This window comes from Dietzia sp. WMMA184 (assembly GCF_002441635.1).
GTDB lineage: Bacteria > Actinomycetota > Actinomycetes > Mycobacteriales > Mycobacteriaceae > Dietzia > Dietzia kunjamensis.
Window position 1 is genome coordinate 2837118 of the sequence record NZ_NXEI01000001.1, and the last position, 18561, is coordinate 2855678.

General features: G+C 71.4%; 17 protein-coding genes. 8 read left to right on the forward strand and 9 right to left on the reverse strand.

The window, feature by feature from the left end; translation table 11 throughout:
- The first annotated feature begins 51 nt into the window (after nt 1–51).
- Complete coding sequence (locus CK206_RS13100; RefSeq protein WP_096907448.1) at nt 52–870, forward strand: class I SAM-dependent methyltransferase; 819 nt, start codon at nt 52–54, stop codon at nt 868–870.
- Between the two features lie 36 nt (nt 871–906).
- The gene (locus CK206_RS13105; RefSeq protein WP_254050578.1) at nt 907–2418 is read left to right on the forward strand and encodes an aldehyde dehydrogenase; all 1512 of its coding nucleotides are present in this window, start codon (nt 907–909) and stop codon (nt 2416–2418) included.
- A gap of 86 nt (nt 2419–2504) precedes the next feature.
- On the opposite strand, the gene CK206_RS13110 is transcribed toward CK206_RS13105, so the two are convergent.
- The 7 genes from CK206_RS13110 to CK206_RS13140 all read right to left on the reverse strand — a co-directional run bounded on the left by CK206_RS13110 (nt 2505) and on the right by CK206_RS13140 (nt 10251).
- Entirely contained in the window at nt 2505–3167 is a 663-nt protein-coding gene (locus CK206_RS13110) for a response regulator transcription factor (protein ID WP_067715955.1), read from the reverse strand.
- 98 nt (nt 3168–3265) lie between these two features.
- Nucleotides 3266–4849 carry a cell wall metabolism sensor histidine kinase WalK gene (locus tag CK206_RS13115; protein WP_096906645.1) on the reverse strand — a complete coding sequence of 528 codons (1584 nt, stop codon included), beginning with the start codon at nt 4847–4849 and terminating at the stop codon, nt 3266–3268.
- Nucleotides 4846–5703: a hypothetical protein gene (locus CK206_RS13120; RefSeq protein WP_143337736.1), complete on the reverse strand. Its 858-nt coding sequence runs from the start codon at nt 5701–5703 to the stop codon at nt 4846–4848. Before CK206_RS13120 ends, CK206_RS13115 begins: the two co-directional genes overlap by 4 nt.
- A gap of 161 nt (nt 5704–5864) precedes the next feature.
- Nucleotides 5865–7691 (reverse strand): phosphoenolpyruvate carboxykinase (GTP), encoded by a 1827-nt coding sequence (locus tag CK206_RS13125; protein WP_096906647.1) that lies wholly within the window; start codon nt 7689–7691, stop codon nt 5865–5867.
- 117 nt (nt 7692–7808) lie between these two features.
- Nucleotides 7809–8222, reverse strand: a complete 414-nt coding sequence (locus CK206_RS13130; protein WP_069389409.1) for a DUF6802 family protein — start codon at nt 8220–8222, stop codon at nt 7809–7811.
- Nucleotides 8219–9532 (reverse strand): hypothetical protein, encoded by a 1314-nt coding sequence (locus tag CK206_RS13135; protein ID WP_254050579.1) that lies wholly within the window; start codon nt 9530–9532, stop codon nt 8219–8221. The genes CK206_RS13130 and CK206_RS13135 overlap by 4 nt, the downstream gene beginning before the upstream one ends.
- Entirely contained in the window at nt 9529–10251 is a 723-nt protein-coding gene (locus tag CK206_RS13140) for a hypothetical protein (protein WP_096906648.1), read from the reverse strand. Before CK206_RS13140 ends, CK206_RS13135 begins: the two co-directional genes overlap by 4 nt.
- Nucleotides 10252–10397: 146 nt before the next feature.
- Between CK206_RS13140 and trmB the strand changes: the two genes are divergently transcribed.
- From trmB to CK206_RS13165, 5 genes are all read left to right on the forward strand, one after another.
- Nucleotides 10398–11192, forward strand: coding sequence for a tRNA (guanosine(46)-N7)-methyltransferase TrmB (trmB, locus tag CK206_RS13145; RefSeq protein ID WP_096906649.1), 795 nt, complete (start codon nt 10398–10400; stop codon nt 11190–11192).
- Between the two features lie 46 nt (nt 11193–11238).
- A complete protein-coding gene (locus CK206_RS13150; protein ID WP_096906650.1) occupies nt 11239–11913 on the forward strand; it encodes an NYN domain-containing protein in 675 nt (224 codons plus the stop codon).
- A 10-nt stretch (nt 11914–11923) separates the two neighbouring features.
- Complete coding sequence (locus CK206_RS13155; protein WP_096906651.1) at nt 11924–14425, forward strand: MMPL family transporter; 2502 nt, start codon at nt 11924–11926, stop codon at nt 14423–14425.
- A gap of 64 nt (nt 14426–14489) precedes the next feature.
- Nucleotides 14490–15815, forward strand: coding sequence for a YbhN family protein (locus tag CK206_RS13160; protein ID WP_096906652.1), 1326 nt, complete (start codon nt 14490–14492; stop codon nt 15813–15815).
- Nucleotides 15812–16192: a DUF3054 domain-containing protein gene (locus CK206_RS13165; protein ID WP_206473045.1), complete on the forward strand. Its 381-nt coding sequence runs from the start codon at nt 15812–15814 to the stop codon at nt 16190–16192. The genes CK206_RS13160 and CK206_RS13165 overlap by 4 nt, the downstream gene beginning before the upstream one ends.
- Nucleotides 16193–16219: 27 nt before the next feature.
- Here CK206_RS13165 and CK206_RS13170 read toward each other — a convergent pair whose 3' ends face one another.
- Nucleotides 16220–17275: a glycoside hydrolase family 25 protein gene (locus CK206_RS13170; protein ID WP_096906653.1), complete on the reverse strand. Its 1056-nt coding sequence runs from the start codon at nt 17273–17275 to the stop codon at nt 16220–16222.
- A gap of 244 nt (nt 17276–17519) precedes the next feature.
- Between CK206_RS13170 and CK206_RS13175 the strand changes: the two genes are divergently transcribed.
- Nucleotides 17520–17792: a hypothetical protein gene (locus CK206_RS13175; protein ID WP_067715983.1), complete on the forward strand. Its 273-nt coding sequence runs from the start codon at nt 17520–17522 to the stop codon at nt 17790–17792.
- 77 nt (nt 17793–17869) lie between these two features.
- On the opposite strand, the gene CK206_RS13180 is transcribed toward CK206_RS13175, so the two are convergent.
- Nucleotides 17870–18559: a pentapeptide repeat-containing protein gene (locus tag CK206_RS13180; protein ID WP_096906654.1), complete on the reverse strand. Its 690-nt coding sequence runs from the start codon at nt 18557–18559 to the stop codon at nt 17870–17872.
- Between the last annotated feature and the right edge of the window lie 2 nt (nt 18560–18561).

The window sequence follows — 18561 nt, forward strand, 5'->3', positions numbered from 1 at the left end:
GTCGGGACCGCCGACGGGGTGGTCAACGCTGCCGCCGGTATCGTCACCGCCGTGATCACCGATCCCGTCCACCGCTCGCCCGCCCTGCGCTCGGTGGCCCGCCGCGCCACCCTCGGTCGGTCGCTCGGATTGCTGCGTTCGTTCCCGCTCGAGCAGTCCGACCCGGACGTCTTCTACTCCGGTCTGGCCCGCGACACCGTCGAACTGGTGGCGGACCTGTGGGAGCGCGCCGGTGACCGGCCGGCCGGGCGGGGCCCCGGGTCCGACACCGGCCGCCTCCCGGGGCTGACGGTGCTGGACGTCGGCGGCGGGCCGGGTTACTTCTCCGACGCCTACGCCGCCGAGGGGGCGCGGTACGTGTCCGTCGAACCGGACGTGGGGGAGATGTCGGCGGCGGGCCTGGACCAGGCGGGCTCGATCCGCGGCAGCGGGATGTCGCTGCCGATCCGATCGGACTGCGTCGACGTGTGCATCTCCTCCAATGTGGCCGAACACGTCCCCGAGCCCTGGACGATGGCCGAGGAGATGTGCCGGGTCACGCGACCGGGCGGCCTCGTCGTCGTCTCCTACACGCTCTGGTACGGACCCTTCGGCGGCCACGAGATGGGGCTGACCCACTACCTCGGTGGCGAGCGGGCGCGGCGGATGTACGAGCGTCGCCACGGCCGGCCGCCCAAGAACGTCTACGGCGAGTCCCTGTTCGAGGTGGGCTGCGCCGAGGGGCTCGACTGGGCACGCCAGACCGGATCGGCCGAACTGGTCGCGGCGTTCCCGCGCTACCACCCACGGTGGGCGTGGTGGCTGGTGCGGGTGCCGCTGGTCAGGGAGGTCCTGGTGTCCAACCTCGTGCTGGTGATGCGGGCCGGGTAGCTGCCCCACGGGGCGCCGTGGACTCGCTACAGTGAGGTGGAACACGTTCTTGTTTTCTACCTCTCGGAGGTCCCCGTGGTCGTCGTCCATGACAAGCTCTTCTCCGGCACCCGCTGGACCGATCCCATCACCACCGGCGTCCTCGAGGTGACCTCGCCCGCCACCAATGCGGTCGTGGGTCGGGTCGCCGAGACCACCACCGAGGACCTGGACGAGATGATCAGCCAGGCGCGCGACTCGTTCGAGTCCGGCGTGTGGCGCTCCACCCCGCCCGCCGAGCGCGGCGCCCTGCTGGCCCGCGTGGCCGACATGCTCGAGGAGCGCCAGGCCGAGGTGTGCCAGATCCTCTCCGACGAGATGGGCACCCCGCCCGGCACCGCCGCCATGATCCAGGTGACGCCGACCCTCGGCGTGCTGCGCTACTACGCGCGCCTGGCCGAGACCTTCTCGTGGTCCGAGGTGCGCCACGGGGACTTCGGCGCGTCGGTCATCACCCGCCACCCCGTCGGCGTCGTCGCCGCCATCACCGCCTGGAATGTCCCGCTCTACCTCAACACCGCCAAGCTGGCGCCCGCGTTGCTGTCCGGCAGCTCGGTGATCCTCAAGCCGTCGTCGGCCACACCGCTGTCCGCGCTGTGGCTGGCCGACCTGTTCCGTGAGGCCGGGCTGCCCGAGGGCGTGCTGTCCGTGGTGACCGGCCCCAGCTCCGTGGGCGACCACCTGGTCTCGCACGCGGACGTCGACAAGATCTCGTTCACCGGCTCCACCGGGGTCGGCAAGCACATCGCCGGGATCGCCGCCCAGAGCCTCACGCGCTGTTCGCTGGAGCTGGGGGGCAAGAGCGCCGCCATCGTGCTCGAGGACGCCGACATCGCCGCCCACGCCGGCACCATGGTCTTCTCCGCCCTGATGAACTCCGGGCAGGCGTGCGTGTCCCAGAACCGCATCCTCGCGCCGCGGTCGAGGTACGACGAGGTCGTCGAGGCGCTGGTGGAGAACGTCAAGGCCATGCCCGTGGGCGACCCGGCCGACGACGGCACCGCATTCGGCCCGCTGGCCAACCACAAGCAGAAGGCGTCCGTCGAGGGCTACATCCGCAAGGGCGTCGAGGAGGGCGCGACCATCGCCTACGGGGGCGGCACGGTCGAGGGACTGCCCGAGGGTGTCGCCGAGGGCGCCTACGTGCAGCCGACCGTCTTCCGGGACGTCGACAACTCCATGACCATCGCCCAGGAGGAGATCTTCGGGCCGGTCCTGGAGGTCATCGCCTACGACACGGTCGACGAGGCCGTGCAGATCGCCAACGACTCCGAGTACGGCCTGGCCGGGGCCGTGTACTCCGCCGACCCGGACGCCGCGCTCGCCGTGGCCCGGCGGGTGCGCACCGGCACGATGGGCATCAACTGGTACGCCTTCGACCCGAGCGCGCCCTTCGGCGGGTTCAAGAACTCGGGCCTGGGTCGCGAGAACGGCCCCGAGGGGCTCGAGGCCTTCTGCGAGCTGCAGAGTGTGCTCATGCCGTTCGGTTGGGAGCCCGGCGAGGGCTGAGACCTCGACAGATGTGAAGACCCCCGGCCTCGGCCGGGGGGTCTTCACACATCGGACGCGTCGGCGCGGCGCCGACCGGCCGGGTGTCACTCCACGCGGTAACCGACGCCGCGGACGGTCTGCACCTTGTTCTCGCCGATCTTGCGACGCAGGGAACGGATGTAGACGTTGACGATGTTGGAGCCCGGGTCGAAGTCCATGCCCCACACGCTCTCGAGCAGCTGCTCGCGACTGATGGTCTCGCCCTTGTTGCGCAGCAGCATCTCGAGCAGCGAGTACTCGCGGTTGGTCAGCTCCTGGATCCGGCCGTCCACCTCGACCCGGCGGGTGCGGATGTCCAGGCGCATGCCCGCGTGCTCGAGGATGCCCGGGTCCTCGGTGGCCTCGTGCTCGCGCAGCCGCAGACGGATGCGGGCGAGCAACTCGGGCACGCGGAAGGGCTTGACCATGTAGTCGTTCGCGCCGGACTCCAGCCCCTCGACGGTGTTCGCCACACTGTCGCGGGCCGTGAGGATGATGACGGGTGCGGCGAACCCGCGGTCGCGGGCCTCGCGGAGGAGGGTCAGCCCGTCGGTGTCCGGCAGGCCGATATCGAGCAACATCAGGTCGATGTCGGAGATCGTCGACAGGATCGCCTGGGCGCTCTCCCCGTCCACGGCCTCGAGTGCGGTGTACTCCGCGCCGCCGAGTGCCTTCACCAACACCGATCGGATGAGATCGTCATCCTCCACGACGAGAACGTTCGTCATGCAACCCTCCTTCTCGAACCCGGAGTATCCCACGGGAAGACATCAGTTGGACGCTGCCCGGTCCCGTGTCCGCGGGTTCGTCCGGTACGTGGGCGGGATCAGCGCGTACCGCTGTCCCCCGACACGACCGGGCCGGCGCCGGCGTCCTCGTCGTCGCGGGGGCGCTTCTCCGGTGGCGGCGCGATGAGGGGGACGACGATGCAGAACACCGCGCCCCCGCCCATGGCGTTGAACGCGAACGCACGTCCCCCGTGTGCCTTGGCGATGGTGGAGACGATGGCCAGGCCGAGTCCGGTGCCGCCCCGGCCGTCGCGCAGTTGGCCGCGAGCGGTGTGGAAACGCTGGAAGATGCTCTCTTCTTCCCCGGGCGGGATCCCCGGTCCGCTGTCGCGGACCCACCACAGGAGCCGGCGGCGGTAGTCCTCCCGCTTGGGCGACGGGGTGACGGGCCCCGCCGCGAACCCGTCGGGCACGGTGGGATCCCCCGGCTCGATGATGCGGCACCCGATCTCGATGGTGTCGCCGGGTCCGGTGAAGCGGACGGCATTGGAGCAGAACTGCATGAGGGCCTGCGTGATGCGGTGCTGGTCGAGTCGGGCCACGCCCTCGGCGTAGGGGAGCACCCGCCAGTCGCGGTCGGCGATCACGTCGATCTTCGCCTCGACGTCCAGCACGAGTTCGGCGACGTCGGTCGGGACGGTCCGGAGGAAGTCGGGACGGTCGGCCCTGGCGAGGGTGAGCAGGTCCTCCACGATGCGGGTCATCCGCGACAGCTCGTCCTGCATGAGGCGGGTGGCCTCGGCGCGCCCGTCGGGGTCGTCGGGCATGAGGTCGAGGTTGCCCTGCACGACGGTCAGGGGCGTTCGCAACTCGTGCCCGGCATCGTCGAGGAACTCCCGCTGGGTCCGGTAGGCCTCCTCGACTCGTTCGAGCATGGCGTTGACCGTGTCGGCGAGTGAGACGATCTCGTCGGGCCCGTCGGAGGGGACCCGCCTCGACAGGTCGGCGGCGGAGATGGTCTCGGCGGCCTCGCGGATACGGCGCACCGGCACGAGCATCCGCCCGGCGATCCACCACGCGAGCACCGCGCTGACGACCATGCCTCCGGCGCTGGCCCAGCGCATGTAGAAGACGACGCGCTGTGTCTCCTGGTGAGTGCCCCGGTCGTTGACGGCGACGACGATGTTGGCCGGCCCGGCGGGGCTCTCGACCGTGGTCTTGCGCCACCGCACCGAGCCGTCGAGGATCCCCGAACTCTCGGTGGAGACCAGGCCGATCCGTTGGATCTGTGACCGCATCGCCGGCGGGAAGAGCTGGTCCTCGTCGGGCCCGTATCGGGAGAGCGTGAACTGGGTGCCCGACTCGGTGGCCGTCCCGACCAGGAGCAGCTCCGAGGACGGGTACTGCTGGGCGAGGTACGCCCGGATCAACTGCTCGACGGTGGGGTTCTCCGACTCGAACGACGGCAGGATCCCCGCCGTCATGAAGGTCGTGAAGTCCGCGGCCTCCCGGTTGAGCCGCGAGTCCATCACCCGTTCGGTGCTGAGGTTCAGGAGCTGGAACGTGAACACCATCATCGCCGCGAACACGGCGGCGGTGATCAGCGTGATGCCGAGGGTGATGCGGAGCCGGGCGGAGTGCCACCAACGGATCGGGGCTGCCGGCCGTATCGAGGCGTTCACCTCGGCATCGGGTGGTCGTCGCCGGACGCTCTCGGGCTGGACACTGTCGGGCTCGCCTCTGTCGGCCTGTCCACTGTCGCGCCCGCCCCCGGCGAGGTCGTCACCGGCCCGCTCGCGGCACGGTCCCCCACGGGAGGTCGGCCGAGCACCGGAGCGCCGCCGGCGGGCGACCGACCCGCGTGTGGGGGAGGCCCGGTCTCGTCGGCATGGGCCGGTCGGCCGGTCTCTCCGGCATGGGGCGGGGGCCCGGGCAGCGGGCCACCTGCTGCGGGCGGTCCGGGAACGGACACGGGAGGCCGACCGGCATCGGGCGCCGGTACGGCGGGACGGCCGCCCGGTCCGCGGTCGTCAGGCGTGTCGCCTCGATCGGCCCCGCCCTCGGAGTGGGGTTCGAAGGTCACCGGCTGGTCGTCCGTCCCGGAGCCGGTACCGGGGCGCGTCGTGGGGTCGCGGGGCACGAGGTCGTCCCGGACCCGGTCCGGGCCCTGCCCGGCGCGCGGACCGATGGTTTCCGCGGGAGCAACCCGGCCGTCGACCTGCGGGGGAAGCGGTGCCAGCGGCACGGAGGGCACCGTCAACAGCGAGAGGAACGACGGGATCGGCTCCGGTACGGGCAGGGCCGACCTGCCGTCGATCACCGTGAGGAACGGCTTGATCCCCTCGATGGCGGTGCCCGCGTACTCCTCGTCGACGGCCGGGGACGCGTCCGTCGACTCGCCGGTGATCCCGGCGGTGGCGGTCGGCCCGGCAGGAACGGACGTCGGGGCGGGGAGCCCGAAACCGGCCACGGCGGCTGCTGCGACGCCGCTCGCCACGATGGGAAGCGCGATGAGGCCGATCACGCTGGCTCTCATGCCCCTCCTTCCGGGCGGGAACGCTGTTGCCCGCGCAGCCAGTAACTGTGACATCAACAAGGGCAGTAGTACAGGGCTTCGCCCAGATTGTAGAGGCGGACGGGCCACACCGGGGAATGGTGTGGCCCGTCCGCGTGGGTCTTTCCGTGCAGGTGCCGGTGTCAGCCGAGCCGCTCCTTGAGGGCGGCGAACTGCTCGTGGACCTCGGCCGGGACCTTGGGTCCGCAGAACTCGAGCCACTCGGTGATGAGCGGCAGCTCGCGGCGCCACTCCTCGGGGTCGACGGCCAGGGCGGCCTCGACGTCCTCGATCGGGGTGTCCAGGCCGGTCATGTCGATGTCCGCGGCGCGGGCGGTGATGCCGGCGGCGGTCTCGTCACCCTCCACGCGACCCTCGATGCGGTCCACGACCCACTTGAGCACGCGGCTGTTCTCGCCGAAGCCGGGCCACACGAAGCGGCCGTCGGCGCCCTTGCGGAACCAGTTGACGAGGAAGATCTTGGGCATCTTGTCGCCGCCCCGGGCGCCCATGTCGACCCAGTGCTGGAAGTACTCGCCGACGTTGTAGCCCATGAACGGCAGCATGGCCATGGGGTCGCGACGCACCGCGCCGACCTGCCCCTCCGCGGCAGCGGTCTGCCCGGAGGACAGGGTCGCGCCGATGTACACGCCGTGGTTCCACGAGTAGGCCTCGCTGACCAGCGGGACCGTGTCGGCGCGGCGACCGCCGAAGAGGATGGCCGAGATCGGCACGCCCTCGGGCGAGTTGAACTCCGGCGCGGTGACCGGGCACTGGTTGATCGGGACGCAGTAGCGCGAGTTGGGGTGCGCGGCGTTGCCGGCCTTGCCGTCGCCCTCCGGGGTCCAGTCGTTGCCCAGCCAGTCGATGAGGTGGTCCGGGGTGCCCTCGAGGTCCTCCCACCACACGTCACCGTCGTCGGTCAGCGCCACGTTGGTGTAGATGGCGTTGCCCGGCTCCAGCGTCTTCATGGCGTTGGGGTTGGACGAGTAGTTGGTGCCCGGGGCGACGCCGAAGAAGCCGTACTCCGGGTTGACGGCGTAGAGCCGGCCGTCGGCGCCGAAGCGCATCCACGCGATGTCGTCACCCACGACCTCCGCGCGCCAGCCCTCGATGGTGGGCTGCAGCATCGCGAGGTTGGTCTTGCCGCAGGCGGACGGGAAGGCCGCGGCGATGAAGTGGACCTCGTCGGCGGGGGAGATGAGCTTGAGGATGAGCATGTGCTCGGCCATCCAGCCCTCGTCGCGGGCCATGGCGGAGGCGATGCGCAGCGCGAAGCACTTCTTGCCCAGCAGGGCGTTTCCGCCGTAGCCGGACCCGAACGACCAGATCTCGCGGGTCTCGGGGAAGTGGGTGATGTACTTCTCCTCGTTGCACGGCCAGGGCACGTCCTGCTCGCCCTCGGCGAGCGGGGCACCCACGGAGTGCAGGCCCTTGACGTACTCGCCGTCCGTGCCGATCTTCGCCAGGGCCGCCGAGCCCATGCGGGTCATGATCTTCATCGAGACCACCACGTACGCCGAGTCGGTCAGCTCGATGCCGAGCTTGGGGTCCTCCGCCTCCAGCGGGCCCATGCAGTACGGCACGACGTACATCGTGCGGCCCCGCATGCTGCCGCGGAACAGTCCGGTCATGTGCTCGCGCATCTCGGCCGGGTCGCGCCAGTTGTTGGTGGGGCCGGCGCCCTCCTCGGTCTCCGAGCAGATGAAGGTCCGCGACTCGACGCGGGCGACGTCCTTCGGGTCCGACTGGGCCAGGAAGGAGTTCGGCTTCTTCTCCTCGTTGAGCTTGACGAAGGTCCCGGCCTCCACCATCTCGGTCGTGAGGCGATCCCACTCAGCGTCGGAGCCGTCGGCGAAGACGACCCGGTCCGGCTGGGTGAGCTCGGCGACCTCGGCGATCCACGCGAGCAACTCCGCGTGATCGGTTGGTGCCTGACCCTCGAGGCCGGGAATGGTGGTGGTGGTCATCACAGCTCCTCGCGCGTGGTGCATGGTGTTAGTCACAGAGTATCGTCAAGCGTTGTCGACTGCTCAGTCGCAGCCCCCTTTGCACACCCGGACATGAGGGATTCCTCAGGTCGCCGGTCAGATGTGGCCGTGGTCGATGCGTTCCCACCGGGCGGGCGACGGGAAGTCGCCGGTCGTGTCCCCGCGAGCCTCGTTCGTGAATCCCCCGAAGGGCACGCCCTCCGCGGGGTTCGCCAGCCGCCATGAGTCGTAGCTGCCGTCGAACCGCACGGTCGAGACGTGGTCGACGGTCCCGTCACCGTCGGCGTCGGTGTACACGGTCAGCCCCCGATCGTCGCCGAGGGTGACCGCCTCCATGAAGCCGTCCCCGTCGAGGTCCGCCTCGGGGGAGCCGAGGTCGAGGACGTCCTCGCCCACGGGCACGTGCAGTCCCAGCGACGAGGGTTCGGCCAGCGGGGCGTCCTGGAGGCCGCACACGTCGGGCGCCGGGTGGTGATCGAAGGAGTCCGCACCGAACAGCGGATCGGTCATGAGGGACTCCCTGTCGTGGGGGCCGGCGGGGCGGTCTGTCCCGCGCGGGTGGCTCGGATGCGGCGTTCGAGGTCGGCGACCCGGGGGCCGGGATCGTGGGCGAAGCCGTCGGTGATGGTGGCCTCCGCGGCGAGGATCCTCGAGCCGAGTGACTGCTCGGCATCGGCCCGCAGCGCCGCGAGCCTGTCGGCCACGGCCGCGACGGTGTGGGTGCGCAGCGCCTGCGTGCGGCGGACGGTGACGGTGATCCACCCCAGCACCAGCCCGCACAGGAGGGCGAGCGGGATGACCACCGCCGCGACGCCGGGGATCTCGGCGAGCGGGGACAGCAGCATGCGTCCCACCCCGGTCCCGCCGGCGGCGCCCATGATCATGACGAGCAGTTCCTCGCCCGTGTTGCGCGGCGGTCGACCCGGGGCGATGCCGCTGGTGGGCGGGGGGATGCGGGGACCCGCCGGCGCGGCGGCGCCGAGATGCCGGGCCACGAGGGCGTCGGCGCGGAGGTCTGCGCGGGCGATGGTGCCCGCCACCGCGGAGTCGGCATCGGCGGCGAGCTGGTGGACCAGCGCGTCGACTCGGGAGCGGGGGGCCGCGGCGAGCTCCTCGCGCGCCCGCCCACCGAGGTCGCGCACCGATCGGTGGAGATCCTGGATGACCTGCATGCGCAGCGCCTGGACGTCCTGCCGCAGCGCCTGAGAACGGGTGGTGATGGCCTCGGTGCGACGGGCGAGGAGCCAGTCGACGGTCGGGACGGCCGGATCCGGTGGCGGCGCTCCGCCGGGGCCGGGGCGCGCGGTGGGCGGACGGCGGCCGCTGGAGACGAGGGCGGCGACGGCGGCGAGCAGGGCGGCCGGGGCCCCGGGGCGACTGGCGTCGACCACGTGGACCGGCGCCGTCACGCCCACCTCGGCCAGTCGCCGGGTGGTGACGTCGACCGTCTCCGACAAGCCCTCGGCCGTGCACTGGCCGGCGCGCCCGGCCAGGGCGACCGCCATCGGCAGTCGGGAGGCGACGCCGCGCGCGACCTCGACGTCGTCGGGGCGCACCGGACAGACGGCGTCGACGACGAGGACAGCGGCGTCCGGCCGGTCCTCGGGTGCCGCGTCGACGAGCACACGGATCCGGGCCCCGCCATCGACGGCCGGGCCCGCGGCCGAGGTCAGCGCCTCGGCGACGGCGGGCGCGGCGGAGTCCCGTGCGCCCAGGACCGCGATCGTCAGGTCACGGGGTGGGGAGTCGCGGGGCGGAGAGTCACGGGGCGGAGAGTCACGGGGCGGAGAGTCACGGAGCGGTGCGGGTGCGGCGGTCACGACGGGCCCGATCCGGCGAGGACGCAGAGGGCGGCCTCCGCGAGGTCGCCCACCTCGTCGTGGACCGCGAGGCGTTCCAGTTCCACCTCGAGACGGGCCACCCGGACCGTCGCCAGGGCGTCCAGGGCGCGCTCGAGGAAGGACACGACGCCGTCAACTGACCGGTGCCCCGGCTCGCGCGCATCCACGGCGGGCAGCCCACGGGCCCACCGCGGCAGGACCTCGTCGTCGTCGGATTCGCCGCCGTCGGTGCCACCGTCGGCGCCCCCGCCACCGACACCCGTGGCCACCACCAACAGGGCGTGCCGGCGCGGGCGCCGCACCCACGCCTCCTCGTGGCGGCAGGGGGCGGTGCGCAGGCACACGATCTCCACATCGGGCGTCGTCGTGGCCGGCGCGCCGGGAGCGGCGAGCACGTCGAGGTCGTCGACCTGCGCCCGCCACCCGCGCCGCGCCCGCAGCGCCGCGGCCAGTGTGCGGCGCCCCGACCCCAGGCCGCCGCGGATCCGGATGTCGACGGGCGCGTCGAAACGCGCGAGGGCCTCCTCCACCGGGCCGTACGCACCAGGGTCGTACACGACAGGGCCGACGGCGGGGTCGACCGACCGTCCGGAGCGTTCCCGGGCGGAGGAGAGCAGGCGTCGGACGCGCGCGGCGGGATCCGGGCTCTCGGGTCGCACCGGGGCCTGGGGCTCGGTGTCGTGGGTCACGGTCGGCACGCGATAATCGTGACGTGGGGACCTGCCCGCGGCAAGACCTTCCCCCAGGCAGGGTCACCCGCGCGGCGCGGCGAGCGGCCCCGCGGCACGGGCGGGGACGTCGGTCGGATTCGTAACCCGACCACGGATTACGGGATGATGGCCGGGTGAACCAGAGCGAGAACCCCGCCCCGGCGGCTGACGGGACCCCGAACGACGGTGCCACTCCGGACGACGGTGCCACTCCGGACGACGGTGCCACTCCCGACGACAGCGCCCGCCTGTTCCCCCGGGTGACGGCCTACCGGTTCCGGCGCGGAACCCTGCGGCCGGGCCAGCAGCGCAACTGGGAGGAACACTGGCCCACCTACGGGCGCAACGTCTCCGACGAGATCGTGGACCCGGAGCAGATGTTCGGGCGCCGCGCACCGTTGATCGTGGAGATCGGGTCCGGGACCGGGACCTCGACCGCCGCGATGGCCGCCGCCGAGCCGGACGTCGACGTGATCGCCGTGGAGGTCTACCAGCCCGGACTGGCCCAGCTGCTGGGCATGGTCCTGCGCGAGGGGCTCGAGAACGTGCGCATGATCCGCGGCGACGGCGTGGACGTGCTCACCAACATGATCGCGCCGGCGAGCCTGACCGGGGTCCGCGTGTTCTTCCCCGACCCCTGGCCCAAGGCCCGCCACCACAAGCGGCGGCTGCTGCAGTCCGGCACCTTCGAGCTCATCGCCTCACGCCTGGCGCCCGGCGGCGTGTTGCACGTGGCCACGGACCACGCCGACTACGCCGAGTGGATCGGCGAGACCGGCGACGCCGAGCCCGCGCTGAGACGGCTGGACCCCGCGACCGACCTCGGGCACGTACCGTTCAGTCTTGACAGACCCGTGACGAAGTTCGAGGGCAAGGGGCTGCAGGAGGAGCGAGTGATCAACGAATTCCTCTGGCGTCGTACGAACTGACGCCCTTCTCCACAGCCCCCGAACGACGACGACCGAGGCGGACGCGATGACCCCACCTGACGAGATGCGCAACCACGACACGACGGACGTGGTCACGCCCGACGCCCCGGGAGTGGTGCTCCTGGTGTGGGACGCGCCCAACGTCGACATGGGGCTGGGGTCCATCCTGGGTGGCCGCCCCACCGCGATCTACCGGCCGCGCTTCGACGCGCTCGGCCGGTGGCTGCTCGGGTACACCGCCGACCTGTCCCTGCAGACCGAGGACACCCTCGAGGCCGAGGCGACGGTCTTCACCAACATCGTCCAGGGCACCTCGGACAACGTCCGGCCGTGGGTCGAGGCGCTGCGCAACGTCGGCTTCGCCGTGTTCGCCAAGCCCAAGACCAGCGACGACTCCGACGTCGACGAGGACATGCTCCAGCACATCGACCTGCGGGCCGGCTCCGGCCGCCTCGCGGGCGTGGTGGTGGCGTCGGCCGACGGTCAGGCGTTCCGCGAACCGCTGGAGGACCTCGCCCACGACATCCCGGTCACGGTGATCGGGTTCCGCGAGCACGCCACCTGGGCCGTCCAGCACGACACCATCACGTTCCTCGACCTCGAGGACATCCCCGGTGTGTTCCGCGAGCCGCTGCCCCGGGTCAGCCTCGAGAACCTGCCCGACGAGGGTGCCTGGCTGCAGCCGCTGCGGCCGCTCACGGCCCTGCTCACCTCGCGCTAGGAGTTCCCCGGTGTTCAACTCACTCGGGCGGTTCGTCGCCCACCGCCGCGTGCTGGTCCTGGTGTGCTCGGTTCTCGTCATGGCGTTCATCAGCCTCGCCGGAACCGCGTTCGGCAACCCGTTCGGTCAGGGCGGGTTCGAGGACCCCGACAGCGGGTGGGCGACCGCCGAACGGCTCGAGCAGGAGGCGTACGGACGCGACGCGCTCGGCGACGTCGTGGTGTCGTACCACGCACCCGAGGGCACCTCGGTCGACGATCCCGCCTTCCAGGACCCGATCCGCGCCTCGCTCGAGTCGATCCGCACCGAGCACCCGGACGAGGTCACCGGCGTCACCAGCTTCGTGTTCAACCAGTCCCCGGCCCTGGTCAACAGGGACGAGGGCATCGTCGTGGCCTCCATCCAGATCGCCGGCGAGGACGAGGAGATCCTCGAGAACTTCCGGGTGATCGAGGACGGGATCGCCATCGACGGCATCCAGACCGACGTCGCGGGTGTGCAGGCGGTCGCCGGTGCGCTGCAGGACGGGATGGACGCCGACCTGGTCCGCGCCGAAATCATCGCGCTGCCGCTGGTGTTCCTGCTGCTGATCGTGGTGTTCGGCGGTGTCGTGGCCGCGTTCATGCCGGTCGCGGTGGGCGTGCTCACGATCCTCGGTTCGCTCGGGGCGTTGCACCTGCTGTCGCTGGTCACCCCGGTGAACTCCTTCGCCCAGAACGTGGTGACTCTGATCGGCCTCGGCCTGGCGATCGACTACGGCCTGTTCGTCGTGAGCCGGTTCCGGGAGGAGATGGCCGAGGGCTACCCACCGGACGCGGCGGTGCGCCGGGCGGTGGCCACCGCCGGACGGACCGTGGTGTTCTCCGCGGTCATGGTGGGCGTGACCCTGTCCGGGCTGCTCATCTTCCCGCAGGCGTTCCTCAAGTCCGTCGCCTACGGCGCGATCGCCGCCGTCATCCTCGCCGCCGCACTGTCGGTGACGCTCCTGCCGGCCGTGCTGATGCTGCTCGGCCACCGCATCGACATGCTCGGCATCAAGCGACTGCAGCGTCACCGCTCGCGCGAGCAGGTGGAGAACGGCCTGTTCGGTCGCGTCGCCGACTTCTCCATGAAGCGCCCGGTGGCTGTGGCCATCCCCGTCGTCGTGGTGCTGGTCGCGCTCATTATCCCGTTCTCCGGCGTGAAGTTCGGCGGCATCAACGAGACCTACCTCCCGCCGGACAACACCACCCGCGTCGCGCAGGAGCAGTACGACGAGAACTTCCCCGGCACCCGCACCGACCCGGTCAAGCTCGTGGTGATCGGCTCCGACGGGGCGACCCTGTCGCAGATCCGCTCGGCGGCCAACGAGGCGCCGGGTCTGACCGGTCCGTTCCAGTTCGCCCGCTCGGGCGAGCAGGACGCGCAGGGGCGCGACGTGGTGGTGTTGCAGACCGGCGTGATCGACCGGAACGACGCCGCCGAGACCGTCGAGTACCTGCAGTCCTTCCCGATCCCCGCGGACACCGAGGTGTACGTCGGCGGCAACCCGGCCATGGAGCGCGATTCGGTCGAGGCCCTGGTCGACGGTCTGCCGTGGTTCGTGCTGTACGTCCTACTGGCGACCACGCTCCTCATGTTCCTCGCGTTCGGGTCGCTGGTGCTGCCGATCAAGGCCGCGATCATGAACCTGCTCGGCCTCGGTGCCACCCTCGGCATCCTCACCTGGATCTTCGTCGACGGGCACCTGTCCGGGTTGCTCGGGTTCACGGCCGGCCCGCTCACCTCGCCGGTCGTGGTGCTGCTCATGGCGATCATCTACGGGCTGTCCACGGACTACGAGGTGTTCCTGGTCTCGCGGATGGTCGAAGCACGCTCGCGGGGCGCTCGGACGACGGAGGCCATCCGCAGCGGAGTGGCCAACACCGGCCGGATCATCACCTCGGCCGCGCTCATCCTCATCGTGGTGACCGGCGCGTTCGCGTTCTCCGAGATCGTGATGATGAAGTACATCGCGTTCGGCATGATCGCCGCGCTCATCATCGACGCCACCGTGATCCGCATGCTGCTCGTGCCGGCGGTCATGCAGATGCTCGGCACCGACAACTGGTGGGCGCCCGGGTGGATGAAGCGCGTCCAGGAACGGATCGGCCTCGGCGAGGCGGAGATCGACGACGAGCCCGAGCTGCTCACCGGCCGACCCGCCACCACCGGCGCGGCCGAGCCGGTCCCCGCCGCGGACTCCGGGGTCTCCGCGGATTCCGCGGGCGCCGGACGGACAGAGGTCGCCGGACCCGCCACCGCCGTGGCCGTGCTCGACCGCGAGCCCGGGGCCGAGGCGGAGTTCGAGCCGGAGGCGGAGCTCGAGCCGGAGTGGCAGTCCGAGTCAGAGCTCGAGCCGGAGGCGGAGCTCGAGCCGGTCCGTGACCCCGAGTACGACGAGGAACCCGACATCACCGAGGACGGGAAGATCCCCGCCTCCGACCTGATCGCCCGTCTGATGCGGGAACGTCAGCAGGGGCGCGACGCGTGACGCTCGCCAGGGCCCTGCGGTGTGGGTCCTGGGCCGGGTCGGATCCTTTGGATATGGTGGATCGATGATGGGCACGCGGGGCGCCGAGGCGCGGCGTCGCATCCGGGTGGTCCTGGGCAATCCGTGGTTCAAGGCCATCGCGACCCTGACTGTCCTGGCCTTCATCCTCTACTGGCTCCGTGGCCAGATGCCGTTCTTCGCCGAGGGATTCGAGGCCGTCACCCGCCCGCACTGGGGTTGGGTCGCGGCCGCGCTGGTGTTCTCCTACCTGTCGATGTCGAGCTACGGCTCGGTGCAGAAACTGCTCCTGCAGTCCGCCGGTGTCAGGGTGGGCTACTGGGGCAGCGTCGGCCTGGTGTTCTCCGCCAACGCGTTCTCCACGAGCATCCCCGGCGGGCAGGTCTTCGGCACCACCCTGACCTACCGCAAGACCCGGCAGTGGGGAGCCACCCGCGTCGTCGCCTCGTGGCAGCTCGTCATCTCCGGCGTGCTGTCGACCGTCGGCATCGTCCTGCTGGCGCTGCTCGGCTTCTTCCTGGTGGGGACGGTGTCCAACCCGTTCCTGCTGGCGCTTTCTGCCATGGGCCTGGTGGGGATCGTGGTGGTGGTCCAGTGGGCCGCCCGGAACCCCGACAGGATCGAGGGGGCGCTCCTGGCCCTCCTCGAGTGGATCAACGCGCGGCGTCGCAAACCCGCCGACCACGGTGCCGCCGCGGTGCGCAAGGTCGTCGAGCAGGCCGAGGCCGTCGAACTGACCAAGACGCAGTTGTCCAAGGCCTTCGCGTTCTCCCTCCTCAACTGGGTCGCCGACATCGGCTGCCTGTGGGCGGCGGCCAACGCGGTCGGTGCCCAGCACAGCATCGGCGGCCTGTGCATCGCTTACGTGACCGGCAAGATCGTGGCCAGCGCGCCCATCACGCCCGGCGGGCTGGGGACCGTGGAGTTCGCGCTCATCACGACCCTGACCGCGGGCGGGCTCGGTGCGCATCAGGCGTTCGCGACGGTGTTCGTCTACCGCATCGTCAGCTTCGTGCTGGTCGCCCTGGCCGGATGGGTGGTCTTCTTCCTCTTCTACCGGGGTGCCGTGGACCTCGACCCCGACGCCGACCCGGACGACGCCGACGACCCGGGGGAGAACACCTCGTCGTCCCCCTCTCGGTCCCCCGCGTCGGCGTATCCCGCCGCGTCGAAGCAGACCGTCGCGGCGGCCCCGCCGGCCGGGCTCTCGGCGATGTGGCCGCTCAAGGGCACACCGTGGCGCCCCCATGTGCATCACGACTCGGGTCCCATCCCGCTGCTGCGCGTCCGTGAGGACGGGGTCGTGGACGAGGCCGGCGACGCGTCCTGCTCGGTCAGCGCGAGCGAGCGGCGGGAGGGGAAGAGACGGTGAGTCGAGTGGCGGTGCCGGTGATGATCGCGCTCGACGCGGCGCTGGTGGTGGTGTTCTCCACCTTCGGCCGGGGCGCGCACTCCGAGGGGCTCGGCGTGACGCAGGTCTGGGGCACGGCGTGGCCGTTCCTCATCGGGCTGGCAGTGGGGTGGCTGATCCTGCTGGCGACCCGCCGCGCGCCCGCCGCCGTCGGGTCGGGCGTACTGCTGTGGCTGGCCACGCTGGTGGTGGGCATGGTGATCCGCGGTCTCGGCGACGGGCGTGTGCCGCACTGGAGCTTCATGGTGGTGGCGGGCGTCGTCACCGCCGTCCTCCTCATCGGATGGCGTGCGATCCGCGCCGCCGTGGTGCGGCGCCGCGAACCCGCACCGCGCTGACATCGCCGGAGGCCGGCGCGTTCCGGGTCAGCGCATTCCGGGCGGCAGCTGGGCCACGACCTCGCGGGGGATCTCGATGGTCTCCGGCAGGCGCACCCCGTCCGGGGCCGGCAGGTCGCGCGGTACGGGGATCGTGAACGGCTCGACCGGGACGGGTGCCTCCGGCGGGATCCCGGCGGGCGCCTCGACGATCTCGCGGTCCGACACGAGCTCTGGGGCGGGCGGGGGAGGCGGCGCCGGTGCGGGCTCCGGTGTGGATTCGGGTGCGGGGGCTGGCGCGGGTGCGGGTGCGGGTGCGGGCTCGACGTGGCCGAGCCAGGCGTGGAGGTCGTCGCGGGTTCCGGCGAAGACGTTGAGATCCACGCCGTCGGTGAAGCCGGGCACCTCACCGGTCTCGGAGCGCTGCCAGAACAGCCACTCGTTCCAGCCGCCGATCACGGGCAGGGTGGGCTCGGAGACCCCGTACTCGGCGAGCCACAGCGGGAACTCGGCGAAGCGGTGGGTGTTGGCCATCCGATCGATCCAGAAGTAGCGGTAGGTGTAGAGGATCGGCGCGCGGCCGGTCCGGTGGGCGAGAGTGTCGAGGAAGACCTGCGTCCAGTCGGCCAGCTCGGCGGGGTCGAGGCCCTCGTCCTTCTCCAGATCGAGCACCGGCGGGAGCTGCGGGCCGCCGACGGACTGCAGTCGGTCGGCGAACGCGTGGGCCTGCTGCGCGGGGTCCATGGCGGGGCGCGCCATGTGGTAGCTGCCGACGAGCATGCCGGCGGCGCGGGCGTCGGCCACGTCGGCCTCGTAGTAGCGGTTGGCGGGTCCGGTGCCCTCGGTGGCCTTGATGAACGCGAAGGACTGCCCGGACGCGGCGGCCGCGTGCCAGTCGACGCCGGCACCGTGCGGATGCTGCCAGCTCGCGGCGTCGACCCCCTGCGCGAGGCCGTGGTAGGCGGGCGCCAGGGGGACGCCGGCGTCGGCGCGCGGGGAGATGACGACGACGAGGAGGCCGAGAGAAAGGGCTGCTGCAGAGGCCACGGCGACGAGAAGGCGGGGAAGGGGGGCGCGTCGGGCCGACGGTCCGGCAGATGTCATGGGCTGAGTATGTTGCAACCCCTTCAGTCACACAAGCAACTCACGCAACATTTCTCACATCTGTCCAGTTCCGGCCCGGGCAGCGGACGCGGTGAGGCGCCGGAGGGTGGCCGGAGAGCGACCGGAGAGTGGCCAAGATCACGGGTTGATCACAACCTGTAACACGCTGCCCCACGCGTTCGATGACCTGGTTTCCTCACCTACGATTAAGGCAATCCCACCGACCAGTCGGGAGTGCCCCTCAATGAACAATGCGATCGACCTGACCACCCCGCGTTACCGCCAAGACCTCGTGACCGAGGTCGATGGCCCGGGCGACGACCCCTTTCTGGAGGTGTCGGTCGCCGAGACCGTGATGCTGGACGAGCACGGGGCGGGGCGGGGGGTTCCGGAGTTGCGGCTGCAGACCGGGGCGGAGGGCATCACGCTCACCGATCGTGACCAGATCCTGCAGCTCCAGGCGATCATCAACCGCGCGGTGAACCAGTGGCGCGAGTCCGCCTCGCACCTGATTTGAGCTCTCCTCGAGCGACTCGACGCGCTGCGCCCTGACGTCGGGCGGTCGGATGCGGGCGGCCGGATGTGGGTGACCGGTCAGTCGACCCGGATCCCCGCCTCGCCGATCAGCGCCAGGCCCACGCCCAGCACCTGGTCGGGCGAGATGAGGGCGCCCCGCAATGCCGACGCCCCGCGTAGGTCCTCCAGGTCGGCGCCGCGCAGGTCCACGGCCGAGAGGGTGGCCCGGTCGAACGCGGCACCACGCAGGTCGGAGCCCTCGGTGGTCAGATCGGCGATGCGCGCCTCGAGCAGGTCGGCCTGCCGGCACCGTGTCGAGGCGAGGCGGACCCGCTGCAGTCGGGCCATCCGTAGGTTGATCATGTCCGCGTGGCAGTCCTCGAATGTCACGTCGGTCAGTCGTGCGTCGGACAGCACGATCCCGGTCAGTCGGCAGCCCGCGAACCTCACGCGGGTGAGCGAGGCGCCGTCGGCCACCAGTCCCGACAGGTCGCAGCCGCTGATCACGACATCGGTCAGCCTCAGGCCGTCCGCGCGGGCGCCGCTCAACCGGAGGTTCTCGAGTGCGGATTCCCGGATCTCCATCCCGCCGATCTGCGCCGCGCCCTCCTCCGGGTCGGGCGCGTGTTCGGCGGCGGCCAGGACCCCGTCCCACAGGCCGTCCGTCTCGAGTTCGGTGCGCGGCGGCTCGAGCTGCTCCCGTCTCGGGATGACGGGGGCGGCGGGTGGACGGGGTGAGTTCGAGCGGCGACGCAGCGGTGGGGGCACGG

Excerpts from the sequence above, each read along its gene's own strand:
- CK206_RS13110 (WP_067715955.1), bottom strand. The coding sequence starts at position 3,167 with ATGACGAACGTTCTCGTCGTGGAGGATGACGATCTCATCCGATCGGTG.
- CK206_RS13120 (WP_143337736.1), bottom strand. The coding sequence starts at position 5,703 with ATGAGAGCCAGCGTGATCGGCCTCATCGCGCTTCCCATCGTGGCGAGC.
- CK206_RS13125 (WP_096906647.1), bottom strand. The coding sequence starts at position 7,691 with ATGACCACCACCACCATTCCCGGCCTCGAGGGTCAGGCACCAACCGAT.
- CK206_RS13130 (WP_069389409.1), bottom strand. The coding sequence starts at position 8,222 with ATGACCGATCCGCTGTTCGGTGCGGACTCCTTCGATCACCACCCGGCG.
- CK206_RS13150 (WP_096906650.1), top strand. The coding sequence starts at position 11,239 with ATGACCCCACCTGACGAGATGCGCAACCACGACACGACGGACGTGGTC.
- CK206_RS13160 (WP_096906652.1), top strand. The coding sequence starts at position 14,490 with ATGATGGGCACGCGGGGCGCCGAGGCGCGGCGTCGCATCCGGGTGGTC.
- CK206_RS13170 (WP_096906653.1), bottom strand. The coding sequence starts at position 17,275 with ATGACATCTGCCGGACCGTCGGCCCGACGCGCCCCCCTTCCCCGCCTT.
- CK206_RS13175 (WP_067715983.1), top strand. The coding sequence starts at position 17,520 with ATGAACAATGCGATCGACCTGACCACCCCGCGTTACCGCCAAGACCTC.